This window comes from Paenibacillus sp. J31P190 (assembly GCF_059692075.1).
On sequence record NZ_JCAUAS010000021.1, the window covers coordinates 120,069 to 144,443 of the forward strand.

Consider the following 24,375-nt stretch of genomic DNA (forward strand, 5'->3'; position numbering starts at 1 on the left):
ACCAACCATCTCAAAAACCCCCAAAATTCCCCCCATTTACCTCCTATTAAAGTGCATGTAGACTGGTAGTTAATAGAGTTCTTAAACTCAGATTCTATAGATCAAACACCGGGAGTGAGGACATGCGTAAAGGTAGATTGAACAAAATTGCTACGAAAGCTGTAGCCGGTTTATTACTTGTATCTTCATTATTTCCCTTTCAGGTATTTGCTGAGGTGCCTTCGAAGAATGTAGAGAATCTGTTAAAGAATCTCTCGGCTGATCAAAGAAAAGCTCTAACGGAAATGAAAGTAGGACGACCGGTGATTTCTCCGGAGATTAACCTCAAAAGTTCGGCATTAACCCATGTTATTATTGAATTTAAGCAAGCTCCTGCTAAGGTAGAAGTTATTAAACAGACGGTAGAGGGAGTGAGCATCTCACCTGCTGTTGCGCAGAAAGATGCGGAAGATAATCACGATGTCTTTAAAAAGTTTTTACAAAAGATGAAACCAAGTACTAAATCTCAACCTGGAATAACGCCATTCATGGTTGGAGAAGAAGCGTTGAAAATTACAAGAGAGTATCACCATGCATTCAATGGTGTTGCGATGACTTTGCCAGGTACGGATGTTGAAACTCTATTGAAATCTGGCGTGGTTAACCGAATTTGGAAAGATAATATCGTAAAGCTTGATCCAAAAGAAATGGAATTAGCCTCGGTTTCTAATGGACCGCAACTCCAACAGATAACGGATGACAATCGTATCCCGCTGGAAGGAATTGACGTTCTGCATAGCAAAGGAATTAAAGGAAAAGGGGTTAAGGTTGGCGTTCTCGATACGGGAATCGACTACAATCATCCCGATTTAAAGGATGTTTATAAAGGGTATACGGCCCAACCGAACGTGGATCCGAAGTCTATCGATCCGACAACGGTGAAGGGTTGGGACTTCATCGATAACGATGCCGATCCTATGGAAACAACGTACAATGACTGGGTAGCTGTTGGACAGCCGAGTGGGGCCACTTACTATACTTCGCACGGCACTCATGTATCGGGAACGATCGCAGGTCAAGGCACCAACAACGTTGCTTCCCCCGTTTTAGGGGTAGCACCGGATGTTGATCTCTATGTGTATAGAGTGTTAGGACCTTATGGAACCGGACCTGAAAGCGGGATTATCGCTGCAATCGATAAATCAGTGCAAGACGGAATGCAAGTCATTAATTTATCCTTGGGAGCTACGTATAATGACCCACTTGCCCCAGAAGCAATCGCTATTAACAACGCGACACTCTCAGGAGTGGTATGTCTTGTAGCAGCAGGGAATTCAGGGCCAAATGAAAGAACAGTAACCGTTCCGGGCACGACAGCACTTGGTATTACGGTAGGAGCAAGCGATTTCTCCATGGCCATTCCTACGGTTTCGGCGAGCGTCTACTCTAGTGTGTTTACGCAGCTTCCTGATATGAAGCTATTAGCCAAAAATTTCAACGATAACCTAGGAGATTTAACAGGAAAGACATTCCCAATTGTATATGCGGGACTGGGTATGAGTGTTGACTTTGAAGGTAAGGACTTTACAGGTAAAGTTGCCCTGATTGCGCGGGGAGAGAATGCCTTGGACGAGAAGGTCGTAAATGCAAGAGCAGCCGGAGCAAAGGCAGTTCTAATGTACAACAATGTGGTTGGAGAAATCCCGCACTATACGGGGCAAGGTCCCAAATTTATCCCGTCATTCCGGTTGACTAAAGCAGATGGGGAATTCTTATTATCGCTTGATCAGCCTACGATAACTTTTGGAGCCGTAAACTCGATTGTAACGGAAGGCAACCACTTGGCAGATTTCAGCGGAAGAGGACCGGTTAATACGAATTATGACATTAAGCCGGACGTTATTGGACCGGGTGTAGCCGTTTACTCCAGCTATCCGGAGTATATAAATAGCCCCGAAGATGGGATAGATTATTCATCAGCCTATGCCCGCATTTCTGGAACCTCCATGGCCACTCCGCATATGGCAGGTATAGCCGCACTTGTTTTGCAGCAAAATCCTACTTATACACCTTTTGATGTGAAAGCTGCATTGATGAATACAGCAGATGCCCTTAATGGAAATTACTCGGTTTATGAAGTGGGTGCAGGTGAAGTTGATGTTACCGAAGCGGTTTTTGCGACTACTTCAATTAAAGTGAAAGCTAAGACTATTAACGAAAAAGATGGCATATTATCTGAAATCGAAGATCTAACAGGCTCTCTATTTTTTGGAAACCACGCTAAAAGTAAGAACACAGCAGTTGAGGAGAGCCGTAACTTCGTTATCCAAAATAGAAGCGCTAATGATAAACAATATCATATCACGGTTGAATATTTGCCGGCGAAGCCAGGTTTGCCAAATGCTGTCGTAAATGGTGTTACAGTGAATGTACCAAGCACCGTCAGTGTAGCCACTTATCAGATGACCGATCTGATAGCGAGCATTCAGGTTCCAACCAATGCGGCATTAGGCAGATATGAAGGTTATATTCACATTGAAAATGCGGATACTACGCAAGCTGAAGCGAAATATCGGATTCCTTTTGCTGTTCGTGTGGTTGAACCAGGAATCGAATATATGCAATTGAGTAACCAGGCCATTATGACTAAACCACCTGAAGTGAACCACCCTTTTCTAGAAGACCCAGCTAAAATATTGTTTTTCAAATTGAATAGCTCTATGCAAAAGATCGATTTGCTCATAACGGATAAGGATGGACATGTTATGGGAAGTGCTAATGGACATTCTGTTAATGCAGTAAATGCCCCTTTAGACCAAGAAATTTATATCTATCCCGTTGGTGGTTGGGTGTATCCTTTTACAGGAGATCCCTCTCATCCGAGTGCTAGTCCAACTCCAGTAGATTTGCCGGAAGGCGCGTATAAGGTTAGGATGATCGCAACGGATGCGAATGGTCTTACTTACTCCAAAGAACAAGCATTTGTTGTCGATAATACGCTGCCTGAACTCAATTTCCTAGACAAAGCGCCAGGTGTCTACGAAGTTAGCGATGATATGTATACAGTTGAAGAATTAAACGGTCAAAATCAAAGTGCTCTGTGGGTACATGCCAACCTACATGATGCAGCCATTGATTCTCTATCATCGTCGAACATCACGCAATCTGCTAATCATCTCTATTATTATGAAAATCAAAACGTCTATCCAGACGGTGAATTCCCTATTCAGCCCAGCGGAGACGTGAAGTTCGGTGTAACACCGGATGATATTAAGGATCACCCTTTAACGTTAAACTTGTTCCCAGTTGACATGGCTACAAACGCACGCCTTGTTAGAGATTTCCACCACTATGGGTTTATCAAAGCAGGCTCAGCTTATGTCGTGCCACAATATAATAAGAAAAAAGTATATTTGGGTGACGAGATTACTATGACCTTAAATTTAAACAACGTCCAGAAGCTTATCTCTGGCACTTATACGGTGGATTATTATAAGCATTTTGAGTTTGTAGATGTTAAGGTAAACCCTGCTTTTCAAACGATGGCTGCCCAAAAAGGCCTTAAGGTGAAAGTGGATGACGCGGTCGTAAGTGATCACGATGTGTACACCGAATCCAAAAAGATGGTGAAAGTTGGGGCCTCAATAACAGGAAACAATTTTCACGGGTTTGATGGAGACAGTGCCTTCCTTGATGTCACTTTTAGATTGACTGATGATAAGTGGTATTTGGAAAAAGATACGATGAATATCGAACAAAATATCGAAGAGTTTTTCTACATGAAAGATGGGGAAACGCTACCAACGAAAGCGCCTGTTTTTAACCAAATCAACGGATTTGATATAATTCCGAAACATTCGACTATCGCATCAGTTACGTGGGCTGAAGCATTTATGGATGAAAATGGCTATTTGGATTGGAATAAGGATTTATCTAAGATAGGATCCAAAGCATACGCGAGAGCGGCGGATGGAAAAACGTATGCGGGAACCATCGATAACAGCGGCGTTTTCTACATTTACGATCTCCCTGTCTCAGAACAGGCTTACGATATCATTGTAGAGGTTCCGGGGCATTTAAAAAGCAAATTAACGGTACAATTGAGTAAAACGGAAGATGGAGAGCTTATAGGAACAGATCCATGGCTTTCACCTGATCAGCCGCTCAGTTACGCTGGAGATGTGAATGGCGATAATATGATCGATATTGAAGATCTCAAGAAAGCGGTCCACGCTTACGGAAAATCTTCCAAGAAAGAGGATCTGAACCAAGATGGAATCGTAGATGAGAAGGATGTTCGTTTCATCGAAAAGAACTTCCTACGAATAGATCCGGATGTCAAAGGTAAACCGAAAGAGAAAGACGGGAAAAAAGGATTGGCTTATTACTTGCATGAACTAGGTCTTGAGCCAATGAATTAATAGCACAAACAAAAAAAAGGAGCATTGCCACTGAATCTGTGGCAAAGTTCCTTTTTTGCATAAAGCTAATTCTCATGATTAATCAAAATAAGTGCTATTTCCATAGCTTTACCATGCTGATTTGTCTTCGAATAGTAATTGAATAACTCTTTCTCGGACCGTTGGATCAGATACGTATACCCGTATTCTCTAAATTTAGGTAATGCTTGATCACTTAAATAATGATGATACTCTGCATCTTGTTTTTTGATCAAAAATAGTATGAGGTTAAAGAGGAGTATATATAAGGATTCCTTGATTCCTTTAGCGATAGCTAATCCATCTTGAGTCATTTTTATTAATTCATCTCGGGAAAATAGCTCTCCATCCAGGCAGCTTCTAATATATCCCTCTAATGAAAGTAGGTAAGGGGCTGACTTTATTTCTTTAAGACTCATGGATTGCTGATAATACCTGCTGGCAGACTCATAGTCTTGCCTTCTTAGGTATTCAAAGGCCAAATTATGCAGGACTCTTGCCTTTCGAGTAGGCGCATTACAGATATCACAGCTTAGAAGCAGTTTCTCAAAGCGTCTTATGGTTTCCTTGAAATCTCTATTTTTATCATCTTTGACCTGAATTAGCATGAGCATTTCAGCATCAATAACTCTTAAAAAGCTATTAATACTTTTGAAAAAAACCAAGGCTTTCTCTGCATAATAGTACGCCATTATCGGTGATTGGACGGTGTGATAGGCAACTGCTAAATGATAGTAATACTCGTGGTTATTGTAATCCTCATAGACGATAGCATTTAACGTATCTATGGCCTTAAAGTAATCCTGTTTAGTCATATAGTACATCCCTAATACATGCTTGAATAAATTGGTTTCATAAAGGGGGAGCTGATGTGCAACTTTATTGATTTGCTTAATAATCTTATAAGCATTTGCCGGTTGACTATGCATGAGGTAATATCTGGCTTTTAATAAGGAGTAGAGTGCTTTGTAATCAGAGAGTTGGACCAGGTGTTCACGTTCAAGTTCGTTGTTCAACTTATCCATATCCTCAAATAGCTGCTCAATAATTACATCATGCCAATGAAGGAGGCGGGTTCGGATATTTTTGAGGCGAATGGCCTCTTGTTCTATATTAATATCTAGGCGTTTAGATAGGAGAGTAATGATCTCAGGCGCATATTCGGTCGAACCTCGTTCTATTTTACTAATATGTGTATCGGAACAAATACCTCGACCCAATTGCTCTTGTGTTAATTGGGCTTTTTCTCGATAAAATTTGATGATTTTACCTTCAAACATACAAAATCCCCCTAAGGCCTATGGAGTTTTCATTCGATTCGTTATCAACCATTGTATAATAAAAACGGAGAAGAGGCACTCCTTTGGAAAGCAGAAGGTAAGATATACCAAGGAACTCCGAACATATGAAAAAGAGCCTTCTCCCTTTATGTCATTTTATATCGAATTATCGAATATTTTGAATATTTTCATTGTATAAAAAATCCATTAAAAGTATAATTTCTTTAATGGATTTTTCCATTTGACTAGACATTTTTTTCAAACAAAAGGGAGGAAATGAAATGAAAAATTGGAAGAATTGGATACTTATGACTCTTGTTTTGACAGCTATGGTTTATTCATCAGTTGTACCTTTTCCATGGGGACCATAATCCCTTAAAGGAGCTAGGTGATACCTAGTTCCTTTCATTTTTTTATATAAAGGAATGAACATATATGATTTATTTTATACTTGCTGGCATTTTTCTTTGTATCATTCTGAAACGTAATTTATTGACAATTGTTGATTCCTTTGGAGCTTTCAGAATGCCCTACTTACTGATCGGCACCTTTGCGTTTCAAATTTTTATTTTTTGGTTAGGTAATAGAACTGAGCGCGATTATCCTATTCTACTTGAACTCTCGTTTGCTATTATGATCTTAGGTTTATGGATGAACAGGCATTTACCAGGAATTATATTTATATGTTTTGGGGCTGTGCTTAATTTAATAGCGATTAGTATACATGGTGGTTTAATGCCTGTATCAGAAAAGGCTATGATTTTGTCTGGGTATAATGGCTCTGCTTTTGATACAGATGATCCCCGACATCAACTAATGAATACATCTAATTTTTGGTGGTTGGGAGATTGGATTCCTTTTTTCAAACATGTAATAAGTATAGGGGATGTTTTTGTAGGATTCGGATTTATTCGATTTCTATTAAGAACCACTTCAAAGAGGGAGTAGCATGAAGGACAAAAATTTGTACACCTTGGTATTATTCTTAACCGGAATATATACGATATATGTCGGTTTCGGATTTATTCAATCCAATAAGGATTGGCAGTCTATAATAATAATATGTTTATTAATAGTAATAGTTGATCTATTTCCGACAAAATTACCAAATGGATTCTGGTATAACGGTGCAACACTAAGTTTTCTTTATTTAACGTATTCAAAAGGTATCTCAGCAAGCACGGTTCCGATTATATTCAGTACACTCATGTTTTTTTTGTCGGCTAGCAAACCCTTCTATAAAATTAACTGGTTTCGCTTGTTTTCAACGTTAGGAATGTATTTTATTAGTATGGTTTGTGCAGCGGTTAGTTTGAAATTTATGAATCAATTTCCACTTATCGTTCAAATTCTGGGTATTACGTTCGTTTTTGAAAACGTTAATTTAATAATACGTGCGGGGATCATGAAGTTTGTAAATAAAGCTTCTTTTTTTAGTGAAATAGCGTTAAAGAAAGTTTATGGCGTACAAGTTTCTTTGTTGGTACTAACCATTCTATTGTATCATCTAGTTCAGTCTGCTAATGCTATTGATCTTCTTATTGAGGTTATGATTTCAGCCTTCCTCATGCTAGTTATTAACTTCCTAATCTCAGCGTATAACAAGCATATCTATAAAATAGAAGAAAGCAAACAACGTTACCAGTCTCTATTCGACCGTAATCCAGATATTGTTTTTACGTTAGATCTATCAGGTAAAATTACGAGTATTAATCCGATGTTAGAAAAAATACTTGGCTATTCCCCAGAGTCTATAATGGACGTTAATTTATTCAAGTATGCGATTTCTACAGGGAAACAAGAAGTGATACGTCATATAGAACAGGCGCTGCTGGGAAATCCGCAACAATTTACAATGGGCTTTCTAACGAAAGAGGGTACAAGCTGTGATATGTTCATAACTTGCGGTCCAACGGTAGTGAATGATCAAATTGTCGGGATTTATGGAATTGCTAAGGATATTACCGAGCAGAAGCAAGCAGAACAGATTATTCATAGAATGGCTTACTTTGATGAAATAACCGGGCTCCCGAACCGAAGCAACTTCCAGGAATGTATGGCGGAAACATTGGAAAAAGCTCGTAACAACTCCATAGCCGGATTGATGTTTCTTGATCTAGATAAATTTAAACACGTAAATGATACGCTGGGGCATCATACAGGTGATCTTCTATTAGTTGATGTATCCAAACGCATTATCCAATCTGTTTCTAAAGGATCTATCGTATCTAGGCTAGGGGGCGATGAATTTACGATTATTTTTCCGAATCTAAGTCATGCAGAAGAGATCATACCCATTGCTGATGCGATTTTACAAGCCTTAGCTGAACCTTTTTATTTGAATAATAGAGAACTATATATAACGACCAGCATAGGGATTTGTATATATCCTGAACATGGGACCGATGTGGAAACGCTGATCAGGAATGCAGATGCCTCCATGTATCGGGCCAAAGAATCGGGTGGAAACACCTACAGCATATATTCTAAAAGCATTCAAGAGCTCAATGAAGCCAAGCACAAGATACATTCTAATTTGCACAAAGCGATTGAGCGCGAAGAGTTTTATTTACATTTTCAACCGAAAATCGATTTGATTAATGATAAAATTAACGGAGTAGAGGCCCTCATTCGATGGAAAAATCAAGAGTTGGGACAAATGTCACCTGTTCAGTTCATTCCGATCGCTGAGGAGAGTGGATTGATCCTGCCCATCGGGGAATGGGTGTTAAGGACAGCGTGTAAGCAGAATAAAGCTTGGCAGGATGCAGGTTTTCCTCCTATTGTTATGTCGGTTAACCTTTCCTCCATTCAATTGCAAAATGAGCATTTAGTCCGTACGATTGGGCAAATTTTGCTTGAAACGGAGCTAGATCCTCAGTGGCTTGAAATTGAGATTACGGAAAGCATGCTTCTGCAGAATACCCAACATACGATGAAGGTTCTTGCTGAAATTAAAGAGCTCGGTATATCTATTTCCATCGATGATTTTGGAGTGGGTTACTCTTCGCTCAGCTATTTGAAGCATTTTTCATTTGATTATTTGAAAATGGACAAGTCTTTTATTGATAACTTAAATATGTCTCCAAAAGATGAATTGATCATTAGCGGTATTATCAAATTGGCGCATAGCTTAAACATGAAAGTAATCGCCGAAGGAGTCGAATCGGATCAACAGCTTTCCTACTTGCGTGAGCAAGGTTGTGATGGCGTTCAAGGATATTTGATCAGCAGACCGATATCGGCCGATGAGTTTATTGAGCGGGTATGGTCTCTGAAAAGTGAATATTGATTATGATTAAACCCTGTCCGTCTACGGATGGGTTTTTTTGTTGAATAATCCAGTAATGCGATATAGATTTTATCAGTAAAAACGGAATATTCCTTGTACAACCCGCATATCCATAGACAAAAGCATAAATAGCAGGCAAAGGTGCCTTAGGTCCAAGAACGACAAGTCGTTCTCTGCACCTGGGCACCTTTTTGTTTACATTCATTCGGGCGAAGAGGTGAAAGGAGTGAAACAACATCCCATTCGAGCTATTCCGCTTGCTATTAGGATCATCCCTAATGTGGATGCCGGCTTGGCACTTCAGTTGGAATTGAAGCCGGGCATTCGCAGCCTCGGTTTGTTAACATCCAGCATCGACGATGTGGGCTACACCGCTATTGATGAAGCAACGAAGAATGCAGCAGTCGAAGTGGTGTATGCTCGTTCATTTTATGCGGGATCAGGTCATGCTTCTGGGCCGCTTTCAGGAGAATTTATTGGGATCATTGGCGGTGCATCGCCTGCCGAAGTGAGAAGTGGGCTTGATGCGGCTATCCAGGTGATGGAGACTGGGGCTTGTTTTTACGCCCTCAACGACGAGGGAACGCATGCTTACTATGCTCATGTAGTCTCCAGAACCGGTTCTTATTTGTCCACATTGGCGGAAATTCAAGAAGGAGAGCCTCTTGCCTATTTGATTGCTCCGCCACTCGAAGCTGTTTTCGCACTCGATGCCGCACTGAAGGCGGCTGATGTACGCATGTGCAAGTTTTATGGTCCGCCGACGGAGACGAACTTTGCGGGAGGATTATTGACAGGCAGTCAATCTGCTTGTACGGCAGCAGCAGAAGCGTTCGCGGAGGCCGTTCGAAGCATTGCTCGAGAGCCTAAGAAAATAGGGTAAAAAGAAGCGGGTGTTTACAAATGGATGGAAGATTGATGTCTTTGGGCATGATCGAAACTTACGGTCTGCCTGCCTTGATTGCAGCCGCAGACGCTGCAGCCAAAACCGCGGATGTGAAGGTAACGACTTATGAGAAAGTGGATGCCGGCATCGTAACGATCTATATTCTAGGCGATGTTGCAGCGGTCAAAGCTGCCGTGGATGCAGGCGCGGCAGAAGCGAAGAGAGTAGGCAAGCTGTTATCCACACACGTTATACCGCGACCTGATCCTTCAGTACACGCGATGATTCAGGAGGCTTGGGCCAACAACCAGCCGAAAGATTCACCGAAGGAGGAGCTCATTAAGGCGCCAGCGACGCAAGAAAAGAGCGAACCGAATTGGAGCAAAATGACCGTAGCACAGCTCAGAGAGCTTGCGCATAATACGCCTCGATTCCCCATAACCGGTCGGGATATCCAATTGGTTAGCAAGGCCGAATTGGTCAGGCTTTTCACGGGGATGAACACTGAAGGGGGAGATCCCGTGACATGAAGCTGGATAGCGATTTACAAGCGATCCAGGAGGTCCGCCATTTCCTTCAAGAGGCGAAGGCGGCACAAAAACAACTGGAGAAAATGACGCAATCGCAAATTGACGCCATCGTAGCAGCCATGGCTCAAGCGGCGGAGTCAGAGGCAGAGCGGTTGGGTGCAATGGCCGTAGAAGAGACAGGCTTCGGAAAAGTGGCCGATAAAAAGGCGAAAAATCTCTTCGTTGCGAGAGACGTCTATTCAGCAATCAAGGAAATGCAAACGGTTGGTATCATCCGCAAAGATGATGTGAAGCAAGTTTGGGAAATCGCTCAACCCGTTGGTATTGTTGCTGCAATTATACCTTCAACGAACCCGACATCGACCATCTTGTTCAAATGCATGATCGCACTTAAATCAAGAAACGCCATCGTGATCAGTCCGCACCCATCGGCGCTGCGCTGCTCGCAGGAGGCGGCAGCCGTCATGCGTGCTGCAGCGGAGAAGGCAGGAGCCCCTCCCGGGCTGATTCATTGTCTATCGTTTCCGTCCCTTGAGGCCAGCGGTGAACTAATGAAGCATAAGCTGACCGATCTCATCTTGGCAACGGGTGGAACCGCAATGGTCAAGGCCGCTTATAGCTCTGGCAAGCCCGCCTACGGTGTCGGTCCCGGCAACGTTCCAGTTTATATTCATCGGAGTGCGAATATCCCACGAGCTGTGAGTCTGATTTTGCAAAGCAAAACGTTCGACTACGGAACGATCTGCGCTTCGGAACAAGCGCTTGTCGTCGATCAAGCAATTAAAGATGAGCTTGTCGCGGAATTGAAGCGGCAAGGGGCTCACTTTTTGAACCCTGAAGAAAAAGAAAAGGTCGGCTCGATCCTCACCATTGGAAAAGGGATGAACCCGAATGTGGTTGGCCGTTCTCCGCAAGTGATTGCGGGCAAGGCTGGCATAATCGTTCCGGAGGATGCAAGGGTACTGGTCGCGGAAGAGTCGGAAGTAGGACATGCGTATCCATTTTCCATGGAGAAACTCAGTCCTGTGCTTGCTTTATTTACCGTGAGTGACTGGCAAGAAGGCTGTCAACGCTGCATCGATTTGTTGGAGCTCGGAGGGCTTGGACATACTCTCGGCATCCACGGTGAGGACTTGTCGATCATTGAGGCGTTCGGGCTGGAGAAACCAGCATCGCGCATTGTGGTGAATACAGGCACGACGTTTGGGGGAATCGGTGCAACGACAGGGATTATGCCATCGATGACGCTGGGTTGTGGTTCCTATGGCAATAACATCACATCCGATAATATTGGTCCGCAGCATTTGCTGAATATTAAACGTGTGGCTTTTGGTATTAAAGAGATGCCGACGGAGCCCGATACGAACCGTGTTGTAACACTAGTAGCGGAAAGTTTGGAAAGCTCTAATAAACTCGGTATTACGCGCGATGAAGTTGCGCAGATCATTAAAAGCGTGCTGTCCGAAATGCAATTGCATACATAACCCGAGGAGGAAATTCAAATGGCAGGAGAAATGGCAGCTTTAGGTTTAGTGGAAACGAAAGGCTTGGTAGGTTCAATTGAAGCGGCAGACGCCATGGTCAAGGCAGCGAATGTGAGATTGGTCGGTAAAGTTCATGTTGGCGGAGGACTGGTCACGGTCATGGTCAGAGGAGATGTCGGGGCTGTAAAGGCGGCCACGGATGCAGGGGCTGCAGCTGCGGAAAAAGTGGGAGAGCTTGTCTCTGTTCACGTTATTCCTCGTCCGCATTCCGACATTGAGTTCATTCTTCCTAAGCTCGAAGGTTAAATACGTTTATGACGCTTATTACGGAAACGCATCTGCGTACGCAACTGGTAAAAGGTCTGCCGAATCCGTTTCCGATAACGGACGGGGATAAGCTGACACCGGCAGCCGCTGACTTTTTGAAAGATAGAGGAATCTCTTTGCGGCGCAAGGCTCCTTCGGAGTCAACAATCCTTCCCGGAAGCGAGGATATTGGGCTAAAGCTCATTCCAGTCGGCGTTTCGAACCGGCATGTTCACCTTTCTCCCGAGCATGTTGAAGCGTTGTTCGGCGTTGGTTACGCGTTAACCCCACAACGCGTGCTATCCCAAAAGGGTCAGTTCGCTGCGCGCGAGACCGTGACATTGATTGGTCCGAAAGGAATCATCCAACATGTCCGTATCCTAGGACCTTCACGTGGAGTGACCCAAGTGGAGATCTCTCGTACAGACGGATATGCGCTGGGCGTTCACCCTCCGGTCCGAATATCCGGTGATATTCAAGGTACACCAAGTATTACACTCGTCGGTGCGAGCGGAACGGTCGTTTTGCAGCAGGGACTGATCATTGCCAAAAATCATGTGCACATGTCTCCAGAAGATGCCCAAACCTTTCAGGTCAACGAAGGAGATCGCCTCATTGTCCAAGCCATAGGGGAGCGGCCGATTATTTTTGCTGATACGATCGTGAGGGTTAGCGCGCATTTTTCACTGGATTTTCATATCGACATAGACGAGGCGAATGCTGCTCATTTGAATACAGGGGATCAGGTTCAGGTGATCGGCAAAAACGGTGAAATCACGCGCGCCGAAAGGAGGCAGCTCTAGGTGGAGATCAAGCAAATGGTCGAATCTATTGTTCGTGAACTCATTGACTCAATGGAAAAGCAAGCGGTCAAGCGGCCTAAGGTGCTTTACATTTTTTACGACAGTACGGCTCATGAGGCTTTTACCGATCATTTTATATGGTTAAATAATCACCAGGTTAATCATGATATTTTGTTCCTGGATGGCGAGGCTTCTTCTTGGCTGGGGAAGCACCAAATTGAATGCGGCGGTCGCGGAAAAACGATTGCATCCGACGAATTCGCGCCGTCTCCTCTAGAGGTGCCTTTCGAATATGAGGGAATCGTGATCCCGGAAATTGATCTTGATAATGCGGCAAGGGCCGCTCTGGGTATGAAAGGGACTATCATATCGGAAATCATCTTTTCCGCGTTGGTTCAGAATAAATTTGTACTCATTGGCGATGATATCTCTGGGTTGAAGCGGGCGGACCGACGGACGCTCAAGACAATAACACTGCCTAAGCCTTACGTGAACCTTTTTGATTATTACAAAATGGAACTGCAAATGTATGGTGTTGAATTTGGTCCGTTAAAGCAGCTAGCTGAAATGGTTGTAAATAAAATCCGCCTAAATTCTGCAGTCGAGGAAGCGGGCAGCTCTGTAAAAAAAGACGAGCGCACCGAGGATGGAGAACACATCGTTTATGAAGGAAGGCTCATCTCTGCGGATTGGGTCGCGCGGGAATCCAAAAGTAAACCTCTTCGCTCACTGCGAGTTGGTAAGAGAACGATAATTTCTTCGCTGGCCCAAGACATGCTGAAAGAGAAGGGCATCACGATCGAATATGCGGCTAAAGGGTGAGGTCCTATGTTTTTAGGAAAAGTAATCGGCAGTGTATGGGCTACGCAAAAAGAAGTGGGCATGGACAATTTGAAATTGTTAGTGATCCAGCCGATGGATTTCAAAGACAGCGAAGCGGGCACTCCGATCATTGCCGCAGACCGTATTGGAGCCGGTGTTGGTGAGAATGTGATCGTCTCCAGAGGGAGTCCGGCCCGAACCTTGTTCACGGATAAAATGGTTCCTATTGATGCCATGATCGTAGGCATTGTAGATAGCTATGAGGTCGCTCAAGAAACCGAGGAGGACGTATGGAAGAGCAGAAAATGAGAGTGATTCAGGAATATGTGCCCGGCAAACAACTGACACTGGCTCATGTGATTGCCAATCCTGACCCGGTTTTGTACACGAAGCTTGGCATTGATGAAAGGAATGCGATCGGGATTTTAACGCTTACCCCCACAGAAACGGCGATCATTGCCGCTGATATTGCGACCAAAGCGGCTAGTGTGGGCATCGGTTATTTGGATCGGTTCACCGGATCGCTGGTGCTCACGGGAGAAGTAGCCGCTGTGGAGATGGCGATTGAGGCTGTGAATGCTTTTTTGCAGGATAAGCTGAAATTTGCGACTGCACCGATAACGAGGTCTTGAATTTATGAAAAAAGTAATGATGATCGGCGCTGTCGGTGCTGGGAAATCAACGTTAATCAAAGCCTTGTTCGGGGAATCGGAGCCTGCGACCAAAACCCAAAGTCTCATCTATCGGGACTGGATCATTGATACGCCCGGAGAATACAGCGAAAACCCATTGTATTATCGCTCCCTAATAGCGACCTCTCATGAGACTGCAGCCGTTGTGCTTGTGCAGGATGCTGCCCGGAACAGAAACTATTTTCCTCCCGGATTTGAACAGGGGTTTCCTGTATTAACGATTGGGGTAGTAACCAAAATCGATCACCCGAAGGCAGACATTGATCGAGCCATAACCCTTCTAAGGCAGTCATTACCAGAAGGCGAAATCTTTTTGACATCAGCTGCATCCACAGTAGGAATTCAACGGCTGAAGGAAAGACTTATGGAGATTGTACAAAGTAAATCCACGAAGTAATGAGGGATTCATGGTGGCATTAATCATGGAGTTGTGCAGGAATCATACGATTTTAAGCGAGGAAGAAGCCCAGACGATCATGGAGATGGCCGCTCAGCTGCAAATGATAGCCGATGTGTCGGAATCGGATGTATTTATTGACTGCCCGCTCGCAGACAAGGGTTCAGCGCTTGTAGTTGCCGAGGCACATCCATCCTCAGCCCCATCCCTATATAAGACATCGGTTGTCGGACAATATGCTTTTGCGCAAAATGAGCCTGCCGTGATGTTTTGTTTGCTTTCCGGGCAGTCCGTGATCGGATCAAGAGGCATCTCGCAGGAGCAGATTGCCATTCAACAGAACGTCGTGCCGATTCGGTCAAAAGACGGCAATGTCATTGGCGCATTGATTATGGAAAAGGACATCTCCGAAAAGCTCCAGCAGGAGAAAAATGTGACGAGATTAATGGAAACAACCGAACAGCTGAGCGAAACGCTGCTTACTGTGGCGATGTCGGAAGGCAGTATGCAGTCGCTTATGCACGAAGGCATTGTTTTATTTGATGATAAAGAGTGTGTGACCTATACCAATCACCGAGCAGCTGAAATGTTGAAGGAAATCGGTCATGTCGGCGCGATCAACGGATACCCGATTGCCCAGTTGTTTTATGGCAGATTAGAAGGGAGCCCTCTCATTGGCTACAAAGGACTCATCCATCAGGAGCTTCAAATCGGGCATGTTTCCTTTGACCTGAAGGCCATGTCCATCTACCGGGATCAGCGGGAGGTTGGCGGCATTATTCTCATTCGCGACATCTCGGATATTAAAGAAAAAGAAAAGCAGCTAGTGATCAAATCAGCAGTTATTAAAGAAATTCATCATCGTGTGAAAAATAATTTGCAGACCGTATCCAGTCTACTCCGCCTACAGATGCGAAGAACCAAGCTTGAAGAGGTGGAGAGAGTCTATCGCGATAGTATCAACCGCATTAACAGCATTGCCGTCATTCATGAAATGCTTGCTTTTGAAGGACTTGAAACGATCCTCTTCAACGATGTGGTGGACCGTATTACGAAGAACATTATTTCATCCTCTTCCAAACCGGACCAGAACATTTACCCTAAAATTGATGGGGATGAGCTTATTTTGCAGTCTGACGTTGCAACGACCCTTGCGCTTGTCATCAATGAGCTTGTGCAGAACTGCGTGCTGCATGCATTTGGGGAGAGACGTACAGGGGAAATCGAAATTTCCCTGCAATGTAATGGCACTATCATCTGTGTCCGTGTATCTGACAATGGCGTCGGATTCGAAGCGGCAAACCATTCAGACAGGAAGGGTCATCTTGGCTTGAAAATAACGGAGACACTTGTGGAGGAAAATCTCAGCGGTGTCATTCATATAACTTCGGATGAACGGGGTACGGACGTTCAAATCACTTTTCCGCTTTCCAGAGCGCAGTACAAGGAGGACGAATAGCCATGAAAAATGCCATCGTTGTTGTGGATGATGATCCGATCATTCGCATGGATATTCGCGAGATGCTGGAAGAGGGCGGATATTGGGTCGCGGGAGAAGCCAAAAATGGCGAGGAAGCGGTAGAGCTCGTAGCCAGATTAAAACCGGACCTAGCCATCATGGATATTAAAATGCCGGTCATGAACGGCATCAAGGCGTCTCAAATTATACGCAAGCTGCAGCAGGATACATCCGTTTTACTCCTTACGGCATACAGCCAGAAGGAATTGGTGAAAGATGCTCGCGAGGCGGGTGTCGCTGCTTTCTTAGTCAAGCCAGTGTCGGAGGAAGATTTACTGCCCGCTGTGGAAATTGCCTTAAGTCAAAAAGAAAAGATGGATTCACTGAAACAGGACATCAAGCAGCTAAAGCAATCCATCGAAGAGCGCAAAGTGATCGAAAAAGCGAAAGGTATCGTGATGCAGGCATACGCCTTAAATGAGGAAGAAGCTTACAAGAAAATGCGTGAAGCGAGCATGACTACTCGTATTCCTCTTGCGAAGCTGGCGGCATGCATGCTCACGGAGGGTTTGGAATCATTAACTAGTGCGGCACAGGACGGGTGATTGGGGCATGCAAAACCAGTGGATCACAAGTGTCGGCCTAGATATCGGAACGAGCACGACCAAGATGGTGATTAGCCGTTTGCAATTAGTGCGCTCGTCGGGTGCTCTCAGCTTGCCTCGATTTGAGATTGCGGAGCGGGAATTGCTATATGCAAGTCCAATTTACAGCACTCCTCTTAAGAACGGCGATGAAATCAATGCGGAGCCTATATGGGAAATCGTGACCAAAGAGTACGAGCAGGCAGGAATCCGTCCAACAGATTTGAAATCCGGGGCCGTAATTATTACCGGAGAAACGGCGAATAAAACGAACGCGAGGCAAATTCTGCATCTTCTCGCCGAACGCTCGGGCGATTTCGTAGTAGCAACGGCAGGTGCTGATCTGGAAGGGCTGCTTGCCGGCAAAGGCGCCGGTGCGGAGCGCCGATCGATGCAGATTCGAGGCGCAGTCGCCAATATCGATATCGGCGGGGGTACAGCGAATGCGGCTATTTTTCAAAGAGGCAAGTTGGTTGGTACGGTCACCTTTCACGTTGGTGGCAGGCTCATCCAACTAGACTCGAATGGAGTGGTTATAGACGTATCGCCATCGATTCGACCATGGCTGAGGACGAGCGGATACAACATTAAGGCTGGTGACACGGTTAGTTTTACTCTCATAAAAGAAATCTGCATGGGAATGTGCCACTGCATGATGGATTATTTAGCCGGGCAGATCATTCCTGAGCATGATAAATCCCTTCGTTCCTTGCTGAACGGCGAGCCGCTTGTGTCAATGCCTCCCATTGGAGAATGGATGGTATCCGGGGGAATCGGCCTGTTGATGGAGGAAAAGAAACCGGAAAGCCTGGCGGATGTGGCGGTGCATCATGATATTGGCCCTTTGCTGGCGCACACATGGAAGGAATTATCAGCCCAATATCCTATCCGACTCATCCGTGCGGATCAAACGGTCAGAGCGACCGTCATCGGTGCAGGGATGCAAAGTACGGAAATCAGCGGTGCTACGGTGCATTTGGATGCATCGCTGCTGCCGATTCGCAATCTGCCTATACTGGGGCTTGATTTAACACCGCAGATCCTTAAGCAAACTGAGCTGCTTGCGGATGCGTTGAATGCGATCATGAAAAGCGGCGCAAGCCTCTTTGATCGGGATCAATCACCTCCGTTCGGGCTGGCATTGTCAGGAATGAATGACCTTACGTACACAACGCTTCAGCACTTAGCAGATCGGCTGCATGCAAGTTTTGTTCAACACTTTCCTGCTAGTGAAGCTATGGTGGTCATCTGTGAAACGGATATCGCGAAGGCGCTCGGCCAATCCTTGGCTAAGCGCTGCGGGCAACGTCCGAAAGTCATTTGCATCGATCAAATCCGTGTAGAGCATGGGGATTATATCGACTTGGGTGAGCCGATTTCTGGAATCATGATCCCGGTGGTAGTTAAGACGTTGGCCTTTCGGGGCAGAGCGGAGGGGATAAGACAGTGAACCTGAAGACTACGTTGCTTGGTACAACTTTTCAGTTTAAAGATTTAAAGGAAGTCATGGCGAAGGCTAACGAGGAAAAATCAGGCGATCAGTTGGCTGGCATCTCCGCACAGGATGCGAAGGAGCGGATTGCCGCCAAGCTGGTTCTGTCCGATTTGACGCTGGCAGATATCCGTAATCACCCTCTGCTGCCACCAGAAATCGATGAAGTGTCGCGGGTAATCGAGGAAGGGATTAATGAGAAAATCTACACCGAGGTTCGCAATTGGACGGTGGCTGAATTGCGAGAGTACTTGCTGCGGCAAGAAACGGGAAATGATGAAATTCGCAGACTTTCCCGCGGCTTAACGAGTGAGATGGTGGCTGCTGCCGCCAAATTAATGAGCAACCTTGATCTTGTGCAGGCCGCGTCCAAAATGGAAGTCACGACACATTGCAACATTACGATTGGTCAAAAGGGAGTGCTGTCCGGTCGGGCCCAACCCAATCATCCTACGGACAATATTCAGGGGATTAAGGCCGCTTTATATGAAGCTTTAAGCTATGGGATCGGTGACGCGGTTATCGGTATCAATCCGGTTATTGATTCAGCGGATAGCGTCAAAAATATTTTGCAGGTCACCAAAGAAGTGATGGAGAAGTGGCAGATTCCGACGCAGAACTGTGTCTTAGCACATATCAAAACCCAGATGCGTGCTATTCGACAAGGCGCTCCTGCGGACATGGTGTTTCAAAGCTTGGCCGGAACGGAAAACGGCAATAAAGCGTTCGGCATCGATGTTGCGCTGCTTGATGAAGCCGATGAGCTCATTGCCAGGGAAGGCACAGGGACGGGGCCGAATCTGTGGTATTTTGAAACGGGCCAAGGCTCCGAGTTGTCAGCCGAAGCGCATCACGGTATCGACCAGGTCACGCTTGAATCCCGCTGTTATGGCCTTGCCCGAAAATATAAGCCGTTTATCGTCAATACGGTTGTGGGCTTCATCGGACCTGAGTATTTGTATGACAGCAAGCAGGTCATTCGGGCAGGTTTGGAAGACCATTTCATGGGGAAGCTTCAGCAGCTGCCGATGGGTGTAGATGTTTGCTACACCAACCATATGAAGGCAGATCAGAATGATATGGACAATTTGGCGGTGCTGCTTTCCGCTGCAGGCGTCAATTATCTGATCGGTGTAGCCATGGCAGATGACTGCATGCTCAATTACCAATCTACCAGCTACCACGATATCGCCACTTTGAGGGAATTGATGAGATTGCGCCCGGCCCCTGCATTTGAACAATGGCTGGTGAAAATGGGGATCATGGAAAACGGCCGATTAACACCGTTGGCGGGAGATCCGACCCTTTTTATGTAACTCAGATGCTGCTTACGAAGCCAGTTTTGCTAAGGCAAAACGCTAAGGAGGAAACGACATGAACAAAGCTGTCCCCATGGATCAGCTTGTTGATATGGTGATGGCAGAGCTTGAGAAGAAGCTGTCTACATCAACAGCTGCTGATAATCCGGCGGCTATTCTCTCTAAGAACCCTGCCCTGGTTAACGAGGAAACGCAGCGATCTACCCGAGTAGAATTGATGTCGGAAATGGTCCCGTCCCCCGAATTGGACGCATTCACCTCTAAAGTACCATCCCCCAAATGGGAGGAAGGGATGAATGAGCTGCTTGCCAGCACACCGGCACGAATAGGCGTATGGCGTACGGGAACGAGAGCGCTCACCAAAGAGGTGCTTAAATTTCGCCGTGACCATGCCGCTGCTGTTGATTCCATATATGGGGAAGCAAGTCAGAAGCTTTTGGACGAATTCGGTTTGTTTACGGTAGAAACTCGGTACGAGAATACGGAAAACTATTTAAAACGCCCCGATATGGGACGTATTATCACCGAACAAGGAATCGCGGACATTCAGAAAAGGTGCCAGATGAAGCCGCAGGTGCAGATCGTCGTTTCGGATGGACTTAGCACCAATGCGGTAGACGCCAATTTGGGCGATGTGTATCCTGCGCTGCTTGATTCGCTTAGTGCTTATGGGTTATCCACAGGTACTCCGTTTTTTGTCCGTGGCGGCAGGGTCGCTGTCATGGATCACATCGGCGAAATTGTGCAGCCGGAAGTGCTTGTGCTTTTGATCGGGGAAAGACCTGGACTTGTTTCGTCCAAATCGCTTAGTGCTTACATCTGTTACAAACCGCGTAAAGGCACGGTAGAGAGCGACCGCACGGTGATTTCCAATATTCATCGGGGTGGCACCCCTCCACTGGAAGGCGGTGCGCATATCGGCACCATCGTGAATAAAATGCTTGAGCAAAAGACAAGCGGTGTCAACTTGGAAATCTAATCGTTTTTCCTTGAGAATGTGCTTCGTTAAGAAGCTTTTCTATAATGGTCCGGAGAAGGAGGTGGAGGCCGAATGGAACTGACGATTGGAATTGTAATTATTGCGGTAACGTGTTTGTTTGCTTTATGGATTGTCAGAATCGCCAACAAAAGCATTCGCGAATTCGATGAAAGCAAGCATGAAAGTTTCCTAGGGAAATGAGAATTGTGACTTGTTTGTACAAATCGTATTTATCTGATGAGGAGGATAAAAGATGAGCAACCCATCCAATCATCATGAAAAAGACAAAAGTGATTTAAACAAGTTCGGTTATGCCCAGGAACTACTGCGCAGCATGGGTGGATTTTCCAATTTCGCGATTTCATTCTCTATCATTTCCATTCTTACTGGCGCTGTATCGTTATACGGCCACGGATTAACCTACGGCGGAGCGGGTATGATGGGCTTTGGCTGGCCGATTGTCGCCCTTTTTGTCATGTTCGTAGCCGCAGTCATGGCTGAACTTGCTTCGGCCATTCCGACGGCTGGCGCTTTGTACCACTGGGCGGCTATTTTGAAAAACAAACGCTGGGGCTGGTACACCGCCTGGATTAATCTAATCGGTCAAATCGGGATTGTGGCTGGTATCGACTATTCAGTAGCCCTATTCGCTGATCCTCTCATTGCAAGTGTGTTCGGTTATGAATCTAACAATACAACCGTGTTGATTTGTTTCACGATCATATTACTTACGCATGGTATTCTGAATCATATCGGGATTCGTATCGTTTCTAAGCTGAACGATTTCTCGGCGTGGTACCATATCGCTGTGGTGGCGGTGCTCGTTTTGTCACTTGCCTTTTTCACCAAAGGAAATTTGAATCCAGTCGATTATTTGTTCAAAGTGGGCGAAACCTTTTCGGATAAACCATATATGTTTGCTTTTCTAATCGGACTTTTGCAAGCGCAGTGGACATTTACGGGTTACGACGCCTCCGCTCATACCATCGAAGAGACCATTAACCCTCGTGTGCGTGCGCCTTGGGGTATTTTCACATCCGTTGCCTACTCGTTTGTCATTGGATTCGTTATGCTTGCTTTTGTTACTTTGTCCATTAAGGATGCCGGTGCTGCTGCCGGTTCAAGCAATGCATTCATCTATGTCATCAGCCAAGCGCTTGGCGGTACATTCGGCTCCGTCATTCTATGGTTGGTCACTGCCGCGATGTGGTTCTGCGGTCTAGCTTCTATTACTTCCTTCTCACGTATGATGTATGCCTTCTCTCGTGACAAAGGGATGCCGCTCAGCAACCAATGGGCGCAAATTTCGAAGAAATACCGTACACCTGCTAAAGCCATTTGGCTGGCCATTATTCTTTCGTTCCTGCTCGCCTTCATCGACTATATCATCAAAATGGTGAATCCGGATGCGACTTACACGACGATAGCGTTCCTAACTGCGGTCAGTGTTGTGGGCTTATATGTGGCTTACGGCATTCCGATCTATCTCAAGCTGAGAGCCAAAGCGGAAGGCAGATTTCAAGATAAGCATCTCGGACCATGGAATCTTGGAAAGTACAGCACGTTCATTTCTGTCGTCGCGCTTCTTTGGATCATCTTCATCTGTATCGTCATGGTGATTCCTCCGAATCAAATGGCCGGTTATGCCGTAGCTGGGATGCTGATTCTACTTGTAATTATGGATTTAGCTTATTATAAAAATCACTTCCCTGGGCCGCAGGCCGCACTCAGCACTTCCATGGAAGAAATTGTACGCCGCGAAAAAGAGCTTGAGAAAACCTCCTCTGTTTAACTTTTGCTAGATTTGGGCATCCTTTTACTAGAGTTAAAGATTCTAGTAAAGAGGTGCCTTTTTATATGCAGAAATCTTGGTTATTATCGATCATTTGTATGACCATTATAAGTTTTATCTTTGGGTGGGTTCGCCATGCGGATGCGCAAGGTGAGCAAGAAGCACTTCAGTTATTGAACACAGTTAAACCGTACATGACGAGTGAAAATAAAATAACATTCAAATATACAGGCTATTACGGATCGTGCGATGGTATTGATCAGAATATGCTGCAAATAGGGAAGAAACTATCTCAAGCTTTTGGAATTCCTCAAGCTGAAGTGTTGAGTGAATCCAATTCACATCCGACCTATACAGCGAAATCTGAGGTTGTACCGGGAATGGTCGTCAACGTAACAGTTGCAAGTCCACAAGGACAATCTGCCTGCTATGTCGTTTTGCGATTAGACGCTTCTCAAGAAGCCGAACAGTCGGAGTTGGTCAAGTGGCAGGAGCAAGCGGGCGAACAATTGAAGAAACTCGGTATAAATGGCCAATGGAATGTTATGTTGCAAGGTTATGTAAATGAGCAAGAACAGTCAGGTCAAAAGAGTTCTGCAGAGCTGGTAGATTCTATAGCTTTAGCTTTTAAAGGCAAAATTGTAGAAAGTTATAAGGACCAGAATACGGTAAGTGCGTCGTTGGCATCTAAGGAGTTCCATACTTTTGTTAAGAGTGGTAATCAAGAGGTGAATCTGCAAATTGCTTTGCATCAAGAGTCTACGACTGGCAAGCTGCGACTAACCGTAGGTACTCCGATCATAACAATGGAATACTAAAAATAGAGTCTTGAGGTGCAGTTTAATGCTGCTCCTTTTTTTGTTTCGAGATTTGGGCCGGATCAAAATTAATAGATTCTCTCAGGTTTAATAGATTAATAGATTGGTTAGAATGAGTAACAAATACAAATGAATAACAAATGCATAAGAAAATTAGCAAGGAGGTGAACTTAATATGCTGAAGAAAGCCAATCCAAAGAAGCCGATCCTGCCATCCAATAATCCCGTTATTATAAATAAGCGCTATTGTTTCCTGATGTGGGCCAAAACGGGTAATAAACGGTATCTGAATATACTCCGAGGAGTGGGAATATGACAACGATAACAAAGCCGGTCATCCCTAGTCTAATTGCAGAATCGATTGAAAGTCTCCGTAGCGAGGGATGGGGAGATGACGATTTCTTTAACTTTTCGCAATATGATGAGGAGTCTCCGGAAGCTCGTGTTTTATTTCACTTCTTTCGAAACAACCGGGCAACGTTTGCGGCTGCCATTATTAATAGTTATGTGGTTCATGAACGTAAAATGGAAACTAAAGCTGCTGAGTGAACAAAATTATAATGCCTTTGTTTTCGGATTACTAAACATTAATGAACACGTGCTTAAGCAGCATGTGTTTTTTTGTTATAAAGATTTATTAGTAAGGAGATGTTATAAGAGTAGGTAAAAATCAACCTTAGAAACTTTTTTGTAATTGGAAAAATAAAACATTGCTATGTGTTTGGAATCCATGTTATATTATCACTCCGGCCGCAAGACAGGCTGGTGAAAGTAACTAGAAAAAAACTAGTTGCAAAATAAAAATCAGTATGGTATATTACTTTTCGCTGCTTCGGTAACACGGCAGTGAGCGAAAGAAATTGATCTTTGAAAACTGAACAACGAGTGAGTAAGCACGAACGAGAAATCGTTCAAAAAAGAGATTGCAAAATCTCGCTAGCAACGCAAATGAGCAATTAAGC

The 24,375-nt window shown here is 44.8% G+C and carries 22 protein-coding genes; 21 read left to right on the forward strand and 1 reads right to left on the reverse strand.

Annotated elements, in window-relative coordinates; all coding sequences use genetic code 11:
• The first annotated feature begins 122 nt into the window (after positions 1 to 122).
• Positions 123 to 4,400 carry a S8 family serine peptidase gene (locus AC58U0_RS28485; protein WP_497382219.1) on the forward strand — a complete coding sequence of 1,426 codons (4,278 nt, stop codon included), beginning with the start codon at positions 123 to 125 and terminating at the stop codon, positions 4,398 to 4,400.
• A 65-nt stretch (positions 4,401 to 4,465) separates the two neighbouring features.
• Here AC58U0_RS28485 and AC58U0_RS28490 read toward each other — a convergent pair whose 3' ends face one another.
• Positions 4,466 to 5,698 carry a helix-turn-helix domain-containing protein gene (locus tag AC58U0_RS28490; RefSeq protein WP_497382220.1) on the reverse strand — a complete coding sequence of 411 codons (1,233 nt, stop codon included), beginning with the start codon at positions 5,696 to 5,698 and terminating at the stop codon, positions 4,466 to 4,468.
• 435 nt (positions 5,699 to 6,133) lie between these two features.
• Here AC58U0_RS28490 and AC58U0_RS28495 point away from each other — a divergent pair, with 435 nt between their 5' ends.
• From AC58U0_RS28495 to AC58U0_RS28590, 20 genes are all read left to right on the forward strand, one after another.
• Positions 6,134 to 6,646, forward strand: a complete 513-nt coding sequence (locus AC58U0_RS28495; RefSeq protein WP_307434878.1) for a DUF5317 domain-containing protein — start codon at positions 6,134 to 6,136, stop codon at positions 6,644 to 6,646.
• Between the two features lies 1 nt (position 6,647).
• Positions 6,648 to 8,990: a sensor domain-containing protein gene (locus tag AC58U0_RS28500; RefSeq protein ID WP_497382221.1), complete on the forward strand. Its 2,343-nt coding sequence runs from the start codon at positions 6,648 to 6,650 to the stop codon at positions 8,988 to 8,990.
• Positions 8,991 to 9,216: 226 nt separating this feature from the next.
• A complete protein-coding gene (gene eutL / locus AC58U0_RS28505; protein WP_497382222.1) occupies positions 9,217 to 9,873 on the forward strand; it encodes an ethanolamine utilization microcompartment protein EutL in 657 nt (218 codons plus the stop codon).
• A 20-nt stretch (positions 9,874 to 9,893) separates the two neighbouring features.
• The gene (locus AC58U0_RS28510) at positions 9,894 to 10,406 is read left to right on the forward strand and encodes a BMC domain-containing protein (protein ID WP_497382224.1); all 513 of its coding nucleotides are present in this window, start codon (positions 9,894 to 9,896) and stop codon (positions 10,404 to 10,406) included.
• The gene (locus tag AC58U0_RS28515; protein ID WP_497382225.1) at positions 10,403 to 11,890 is read left to right on the forward strand and encodes an acetaldehyde dehydrogenase (acetylating); all 1,488 of its coding nucleotides are present in this window, start codon (positions 10,403 to 10,405) and stop codon (positions 11,888 to 11,890) included. The genes AC58U0_RS28510 and AC58U0_RS28515 overlap by 4 nt, the downstream gene beginning before the upstream one ends.
• 18 nt (positions 11,891 to 11,908) lie before the next feature.
• Complete coding sequence (locus tag AC58U0_RS28520) at positions 11,909 to 12,196, forward strand: BMC domain-containing protein (RefSeq protein WP_047676490.1); 288 nt, start codon at positions 11,909 to 11,911, stop codon at positions 12,194 to 12,196.
• Positions 12,197 to 12,204: 8 nt separating this feature from the next.
• Positions 12,205 to 12,999 (forward strand): phosphate propanoyltransferase, encoded by a 795-nt coding sequence (gene pduL / locus AC58U0_RS28525; protein ID WP_497382227.1) that lies wholly within the window; start codon positions 12,205 to 12,207, stop codon positions 12,997 to 12,999.
• Positions 13,000 to 13,821, forward strand: a complete 822-nt coding sequence (locus tag AC58U0_RS28530) for a hypothetical protein (protein ID WP_497382229.1) — start codon at positions 13,000 to 13,002, stop codon at positions 13,819 to 13,821. It begins immediately after the preceding gene.
• 6 nt (positions 13,822 to 13,827) lie between these two features.
• Positions 13,828 to 14,130, forward strand: a complete 303-nt coding sequence (locus AC58U0_RS28535) for a EutN/CcmL family microcompartment protein (protein ID WP_497382230.1) — start codon at positions 13,828 to 13,830, stop codon at positions 14,128 to 14,130.
• Complete coding sequence (locus AC58U0_RS28540) at positions 14,112 to 14,453, forward strand: BMC domain-containing protein (RefSeq protein ID WP_047676497.1); 342 nt, start codon at positions 14,112 to 14,114, stop codon at positions 14,451 to 14,453. The genes AC58U0_RS28535 and AC58U0_RS28540 overlap by 19 nt, the downstream gene beginning before the upstream one ends.
• 4 nt (positions 14,454 to 14,457) lie before the next feature.
• Positions 14,458 to 14,910: a EutP/PduV family microcompartment system protein gene (locus AC58U0_RS28545; RefSeq protein WP_497382231.1), complete on the forward strand. Its 453-nt coding sequence runs from the start codon at positions 14,458 to 14,460 to the stop codon at positions 14,908 to 14,910.
• A gap of 10 nt (positions 14,911 to 14,920) precedes the next feature.
• Positions 14,921 to 16,369, forward strand: a complete 1,449-nt coding sequence (locus AC58U0_RS28550; protein WP_497382232.1) for a sensor histidine kinase — start codon at positions 14,921 to 14,923, stop codon at positions 16,367 to 16,369.
• A 2-nt stretch (positions 16,370 to 16,371) separates the two neighbouring features.
• Positions 16,372 to 16,974: an ANTAR domain-containing response regulator gene (locus tag AC58U0_RS28555; RefSeq protein WP_497382233.1), complete on the forward strand. Its 603-nt coding sequence runs from the start codon at positions 16,372 to 16,374 to the stop codon at positions 16,972 to 16,974.
• Positions 16,975 to 16,981: 7 nt separating this feature from the next.
• Positions 16,982 to 18,463, forward strand: coding sequence for an ethanolamine ammonia-lyase reactivating factor EutA (locus tag AC58U0_RS28560; protein WP_497382234.1), 1,482 nt, complete (start codon positions 16,982 to 16,984; stop codon positions 18,461 to 18,463).
• Positions 18,460 to 19,821, forward strand: a complete 1,362-nt coding sequence (locus AC58U0_RS28565) for an ethanolamine ammonia-lyase subunit EutB (RefSeq protein WP_497382235.1) — start codon at positions 18,460 to 18,462, stop codon at positions 19,819 to 19,821. Before AC58U0_RS28560 ends, AC58U0_RS28565 begins: the two co-directional genes overlap by 4 nt.
• 58 nt (positions 19,822 to 19,879) lie before the next feature.
• Complete coding sequence (gene eutC, locus AC58U0_RS28570) at positions 19,880 to 20,803, forward strand: ethanolamine ammonia-lyase subunit EutC (protein ID WP_497382236.1); 924 nt, start codon at positions 19,880 to 19,882, stop codon at positions 20,801 to 20,803.
• Between the two features lie 72 nt (positions 20,804 to 20,875).
• Positions 20,876 to 21,004, forward strand: a complete 129-nt coding sequence (locus AC58U0_RS28575) for a hypothetical protein (RefSeq protein ID WP_261304047.1) — start codon at positions 20,876 to 20,878, stop codon at positions 21,002 to 21,004.
• Between the two features lie 52 nt (positions 21,005 to 21,056).
• The gene (locus tag AC58U0_RS28580) at positions 21,057 to 22,595 is read left to right on the forward strand and encodes an amino acid permease (protein WP_497382237.1); all 1,539 of its coding nucleotides are present in this window, start codon (positions 21,057 to 21,059) and stop codon (positions 22,593 to 22,595) included.
• Positions 22,596 to 22,660: 65 nt separating this feature from the next.
• Positions 22,661 to 23,413: a YwmB family TATA-box binding protein gene (locus tag AC58U0_RS28585; protein ID WP_497382238.1), complete on the forward strand. Its 753-nt coding sequence runs from the start codon at positions 22,661 to 22,663 to the stop codon at positions 23,411 to 23,413.
• Positions 23,414 to 23,725: 312 nt separating this feature from the next.
• Positions 23,726 to 23,962, forward strand: a complete 237-nt coding sequence (locus AC58U0_RS28590) for a hypothetical protein (RefSeq protein ID WP_497382239.1) — start codon at positions 23,726 to 23,728, stop codon at positions 23,960 to 23,962.
• Positions 23,963 to 24,375: the final 413 nt, after the last annotated feature.

Coding starts and splice junctions, on each gene's coding strand:
- AC58U0_RS28485 (WP_497382219.1), top strand. CDS start 123: ATGCGTAAAGGTAGATTGAACAAAATTGCTACGAAAGCTGTAGCCGGT.
- AC58U0_RS28490 (WP_497382220.1), bottom strand. CDS start 5,698: ATGTTTGAAGGTAAAATCATCAAATTTTATCGAGAAAAAGCCCAATTA.
- AC58U0_RS28495 (WP_307434878.1), top strand. CDS start 6,134: ATGATTTATTTTATACTTGCTGGCATTTTTCTTTGTATCATTCTGAAA.
- AC58U0_RS28500 (WP_497382221.1), top strand. CDS start 6,648: ATGAAGGACAAAAATTTGTACACCTTGGTATTATTCTTAACCGGAATA.
- AC58U0_RS28510 (WP_497382224.1), top strand. CDS start 9,894: ATGGATGGAAGATTGATGTCTTTGGGCATGATCGAAACTTACGGTCTG.
- AC58U0_RS28515 (WP_497382225.1), top strand. CDS start 10,403: ATGAAGCTGGATAGCGATTTACAAGCGATCCAGGAGGTCCGCCATTTC.
- AC58U0_RS28520 (WP_047676490.1), top strand. CDS start 11,909: ATGGCAGGAGAAATGGCAGCTTTAGGTTTAGTGGAAACGAAAGGCTTG.
- pduL (WP_497382227.1), top strand. CDS start 12,205: ATGACGCTTATTACGGAAACGCATCTGCGTACGCAACTGGTAAAAGGT.
- AC58U0_RS28535 (WP_497382230.1), top strand. CDS start 13,828: ATGTTTTTAGGAAAAGTAATCGGCAGTGTATGGGCTACGCAAAAAGAA.
- AC58U0_RS28540 (WP_047676497.1), top strand. CDS start 14,112: ATGGAAGAGCAGAAAATGAGAGTGATTCAGGAATATGTGCCCGGCAAA.
- AC58U0_RS28545 (WP_497382231.1), top strand. CDS start 14,458: ATGAAAAAAGTAATGATGATCGGCGCTGTCGGTGCTGGGAAATCAACG.
- AC58U0_RS28550 (WP_497382232.1), top strand. CDS start 14,921: ATGGTGGCATTAATCATGGAGTTGTGCAGGAATCATACGATTTTAAGC.
- AC58U0_RS28555 (WP_497382233.1), top strand. CDS start 16,372: ATGAAAAATGCCATCGTTGTTGTGGATGATGATCCGATCATTCGCATG.
- AC58U0_RS28560 (WP_497382234.1), top strand. CDS start 16,982: ATGCAAAACCAGTGGATCACAAGTGTCGGCCTAGATATCGGAACGAGC.
- eutC (WP_497382236.1), top strand. CDS start 19,880: ATGAACAAAGCTGTCCCCATGGATCAGCTTGTTGATATGGTGATGGCA.
- AC58U0_RS28575 (WP_261304047.1), top strand. CDS start 20,876: ATGGAACTGACGATTGGAATTGTAATTATTGCGGTAACGTGTTTGTTT.
- AC58U0_RS28580 (WP_497382237.1), top strand. CDS start 21,057: ATGAGCAACCCATCCAATCATCATGAAAAAGACAAAAGTGATTTAAAC.
- AC58U0_RS28585 (WP_497382238.1), top strand. CDS start 22,661: ATGCAGAAATCTTGGTTATTATCGATCATTTGTATGACCATTATAAGT.
- AC58U0_RS28590 (WP_497382239.1), top strand. CDS start 23,726: ATGACAACGATAACAAAGCCGGTCATCCCTAGTCTAATTGCAGAATCG.